Origin of the sequence: Corallococcus sicarius (genome assembly GCF_003611735.1) — a bacterium.
Classification (GTDB): Bacteria; Myxococcota; Myxococcia; order Myxococcales; family Myxococcaceae; genus Corallococcus; species Corallococcus sicarius.
In genome coordinates this window covers 1-4,461 of record NZ_RAWG01000504.1, presented here as the reverse complement: position 1 = coordinate 4,461, position 4,461 = coordinate 1, and the positions used below count along the sequence as shown (strand labels likewise).

General features: G+C 69.7%; 2 protein-coding genes. Both read right to left on the bottom strand.

Annotated features, from left to right (window positions below):
* On the bottom strand, positions 1–1,352 hold a 1,352-nt coding region (locus tag D7X12_RS39665; RefSeq protein ID WP_147443950.1), incomplete at its 3' end, for a two-component system sensor histidine kinase NtrB.
* 51 nt (positions 1,353–1,403) lie between these two features.
* Positions 1,404–4,373, bottom strand: coding sequence for a chemotaxis protein CheB (locus D7X12_RS39660; RefSeq protein ID WP_158620215.1), 2,970 nt, complete (start codon positions 4,371–4,373; stop codon positions 1,404–1,406).
* Between the last annotated feature and the right edge of the window lie 88 nt (positions 4,374–4,461).

The window sequence follows — 4,461 nt, the reverse complement described above, 5'->3', positions numbered from 1 at the left end:
GCGGGGGAGGGCGGGGCGCTCGGCGCAGGGACCTTTCGCGGTGCGGAGGACGCCGGGAGCTGGACGGTGAAGGTGCTGCCCCGGCCGGGCGTGCTCTCCACGCTGATGCTCCCATTCATCTGGACGACCAGGCTGTGGCTGATGGCGAGCCCCAGCCCCAGGCCCTGGCCCAGCCGCTTCGTGGTGAAGAAGGGGTCGAAGATGTGCTCCAGGACGTCCGACGCGATGCCCTCGCCCGTGTCCTGGAACTGCACGAGCACCCCCTCGTCGGAGGCCCTCAGGCGCACGCAGATCTCATGGCGGGAGGCCATCCCCTCCGGAATGGCCTGGGCCGCGTTCACCAGCAGGTTGAGGAAGACCTGGCCCAGCCGGACGCTGTCGGCGACGACCTCCGGCACCTTCACGTAGTCCCGCACGACGTGGGCCCGGTGGCGGATCTCCACCGTGGCCATCTTCAGGGCCAGCTCCAGCACCTGCTCCACGTCGACGCCGTGGCCCTGCGATGTGCTGGGCCGCGCGAAGGTGCCCAGGTCCTTGACGATGTCCTGGATGCGCTCGGCGCCGGCCTGCGCATGCGACAGGGCTTCGAGCGCCTGCGTCGCGCCGGTGTGGTGGCGCGTGAAGGCGAGCAGCTCCGCATCGACTGTCGCCGGTGCCGGGGCCCGCAGCGCGTGCGTGGCCAGGCTCAGGCTTCCCATGAGGAAGGCCAGCGGGTTGTTGACCTCGTGGGCGATCCCCGCCGCGAGCGTGCCGACCACCGCCAGGCGCTCGGACATGCTCAGGCGCACCTGCATCTGCCGCAGCTCGGTGATGTCGATGATGGCGGTCCGGCACATGCGCCCCGGGAGCCTCCCGTCCTCGAGCGGCGCGCTGTGGAGCCGGACTTCAATCCGCCTCCGCGCGATGCGCAGCCGCAACTCCGTGCTCACCGTCTCCCCATTGATGCACTGGCGCACGTGGGCGAAGAAGCGGCCCAGGTCGGCCGGGTCCACGAAGGGCGTGAACGGCATCCCCTGGAGGTGCGTGCGGTCCTGTCCCAGCAGGCCCGCGCCCGTGAGGTTGAGATCCTGGATGCAGGCCTTCGCATCCAGGCTCACGCAGGCCATGGGCGCGAAGTCATACAGCTCCATGTAGCGGTTGCGGGATTCCTCCAAGGCCTGCTGGGCCTCCTGCAGCTCGCGGTTCTGCATCTCCAGCTCCAACTGGTGGCGCTGCAGCTCCCGCAGCAGGCCGCGCAGCTCATCCGGGGCGCTGGGGTTGTTCTCCAATGCCTGCATCGCCTGGGTGAGGTCCGCCCGTGTCATCCCGCTCCGCCGCCCATCCATGGACTCCCCCACGACAATCAGACGCACCTGGAGCCCTTCCGGGCAGGGAACCCTCCAGCGGAGGGCCCTCCCAGGTGCTCAGGCCCTCCGGGTTATATCCTCAATGGAAAGCAACATATACGGCACCCCCGCCGTCTCGCTGGAGAGCTGGCGAGCATTGAGCAGCATGCGCCGGTGCCCGATGGTGTCGAAATCGTGCTCCATCACGAAGTCCCGCAAGTGTTTGTTCAAGGGCAGGACCTCCTCCAGCAGGTGGCGCAGCTGGGGGATGTTCCACTGGCCATTGCCGAGCGTGTAGAGCGGGTGCCCCAGGGTCTGCTCCTCGCTCACCTGGAAGGTGGAATAGAAGGCGGGGTTGACGTTGATGACGCGCAGGCCCGCGTCCAGCACCAGGAAGGGCTCGCGCATCGTCTCCACGATGGCCTTGGCGTACTCGCGGGACCTCCGGGACTCATCGAGGCTGGCCTTGAGCCGGTCGATGTCCAGCAGCGTCATCACCGCGCCTTCGATTTTATTGTCCAATGACTTGTAGGGGCGCAGGCGCAGCGAATACCAGTGCCCGGTGCTGTCGCGCACCTCCTGCTCGATGATGCCCAGCCGCTCGGTGACCTCGGCCACGGCGGCCTCCAGGTCGGGCAGGGCAAGGGCCAGCTTCACGTCGCGCAGGGGGCGGCCGATGTCCGAGGGCGAGAGCTTCAGCACCTCCTCCGCCATGGGCGTGAAGCGGCGGATGCGGTGGTCGTTGCCCAGCATCACGGTGGCGATGTGGGTGCTGCCAATCAGGTTGCTCAGGTCGCTGTTGAGCTGGCTGAGCTCGAGGTTGCGGTTCTGCAGCTCCTCGTTGACGGTGGTCAGCTCCTCGTTGGTGGACTGCAACTCCTCCTTGGCGGTCTCCAGCTCCTCGTTGGTGGACTGCAGCTCCTCGTTGCTGGACTGGAGCTCCTCGGTGGCGGAGCGCAGCTCCTCGTACGTGGCCTCCTGCTCCTCCGTGACCGTCTGCAGGTGCTCCTGCGTCATGAGCAGCTCCTCGCGCAGCCACTCCGCCTCGCGCCGGTGCTCACCCTCGCGTCCGTCGGGCGCGGAGGCGTGGCCCTCGCGCTCCGGGGCCGGGGCGGCCTCATGCGCCTCCTCGAAGAGCACGAGGAAGCAGTGCTCGCGCCCCGCGTGCGCCGCGCGCAGCGGGTGCACCTCCAGGTTGACCTTGCGCTGCCGGTCCCCCCCCGACAGCGTCAGCCCCTCCTTGCGCACCCGGATGTCGCCCTTCTTCGCCCGGTGCAGGGCCGCTCTCAACTCCAGCACCAGCCCCTCGCGCGCCATCCTGATGAGGTTGAGGCTCGCGACCCCCGGGAGCGGTTCGAGGTAGGGCCCGGTGTGGCCCCGGAAGTGGAGGATCTCCAGGTCCTCGTTGACGATGACGCCCGGGGGCCCGTAGCGGGCGAGCACCAGCCGGTCCGCTTCCTGCTGCGCATCCAGGTCCGCGGCCCCGGGCTCCAGCTTGCGCCGCGCGCTGGAGGGCCGCTCCGCCGGGGACTCCCGATAGGTGAAGGTGAGGTGCGGCGGGGGCGCGGTGTTCTTCTTCCGGTAGAGCTTGTTGCGCTTGTCCACCAGGGAGAACAGGTCCGCGGAAGCGCCCACCGTCTCCGACGTGCCCAGCATCAGGAACCCACCCGGGCGCAGGGCGTAGTGGAAGACGGGCAGGATCTTCTTCTGCAGCACCGGGCCCAGGTAGATGAGGACGTTGCGGCAGCTGATGAGGTCCATCCGCGAGAAGGGCGGATCGCTCACCAGGTTCTGCTGCGCGAAGACGCAGACGTTCCGCAGCGACTTGTGGATCTGATAGCCGCCCTCCGTCTTCACGAAGAAGCGGCGCAGGCGCTCGGGCGACACGCCGGAGACGCTGGCCTCCGGGTAGATGGCGGCGCGGGCCTGCTCGATGGCCGTCGCGCTCACGTCCGTCGCGAACACCTGGAGGGAGTGGCCCGTGGCCGCGGCGCCCAGGTACTCCATCAGGCACATGACGAGCGAGTAGACCTCCTCGCCCGTGGAGCAGCCGGGGACCCAGACGCGGAAGGGCAGCTCGTGCGGGCGGCCCTGGAAGAGCTCCGGGAAGACCTTCTGCTGGAGTGCTTCGAAGGTGGCGGCGTCCCGGAAGAAACTGGTGACGTGGATGAGCAGGTCCTGGTGGAGCAGGTCCAGCTCCTCCGGGTGCGCCTCCAGGTAGCGGACATAGGTGTCCAGGTCCTCCACCTTGCACAGGAGCATCCGTCGCTCCAGCCGTCGGTGGATGGTGCTGGGCTTGTAGTGCGTGAAGTCCACGCCCACGCCTTCGCGCAGCAACCCGAAGACCCGCTGCAGCCCCTCCTCCGGAAGCGCCGGGGCCGCGTCCGGCGCCGCGTGGACCTGGGGCGCGAGCGTGCCCAGGTGGGCGAGCTGCGCGAGGGTCACCGCCATGCCCTCGGGAGGCAGGATGTGATCCACGCAGCCCGCCGCGATGGCGCTCCGGGGCATGCCGTCGAAGTGGGCGGACGTCGGCTCCTGGACCAGGGTGGTGCCGCCCGCCTCGCGCACGGCCCGCAGCCCCTGGGTGCCGTCGGAGCCCGTGCCGGACAGGATGACGCCAATGGCCCGCCCCGGTGTCTGCTCCGCCAGGGACGCCAGGAAGTCGTCGATGAGCCTCAGCCCCTGCGAGGAGTCCTGGGGCGGGCCCAGGTGCAGGGCCCCGTGCTCCAGCGTCAGGCTGACGCCCGGCGGATTGACGTAGAGGTGATCCGGCGTGAGCGTGAGCCCCTCGGAGGCCTCCAGCACCGGCATCGCCGTCCCCCGGCCCAACAGCTCCGGCAGGGCGCTCTCGTGCTGGGGGGACAGGTGCTGCACGAACACGAACGCCATCCCCGTGCGCGGAGGCAGGTGCTCCAGCAGGGCCAGGATGGCCGGGAGGCCGCCCGCGGAGGCCCCGATCCCCACCACCGGGAAGCGCTCCAGGAACGTCTTCGCGCCCGCGTCTTCCTCGCGAGCGCGCGGCGGGGCGGAATCAGGCTGCTTCTTCACAGGGGAGTTCCTTCGGCGCCCGTCGCGCGGCATCGCGCCAGGGGGAGTCTTCCTCCCTGATAGCCCAGCGCGACCCCCGCCGCTGGCC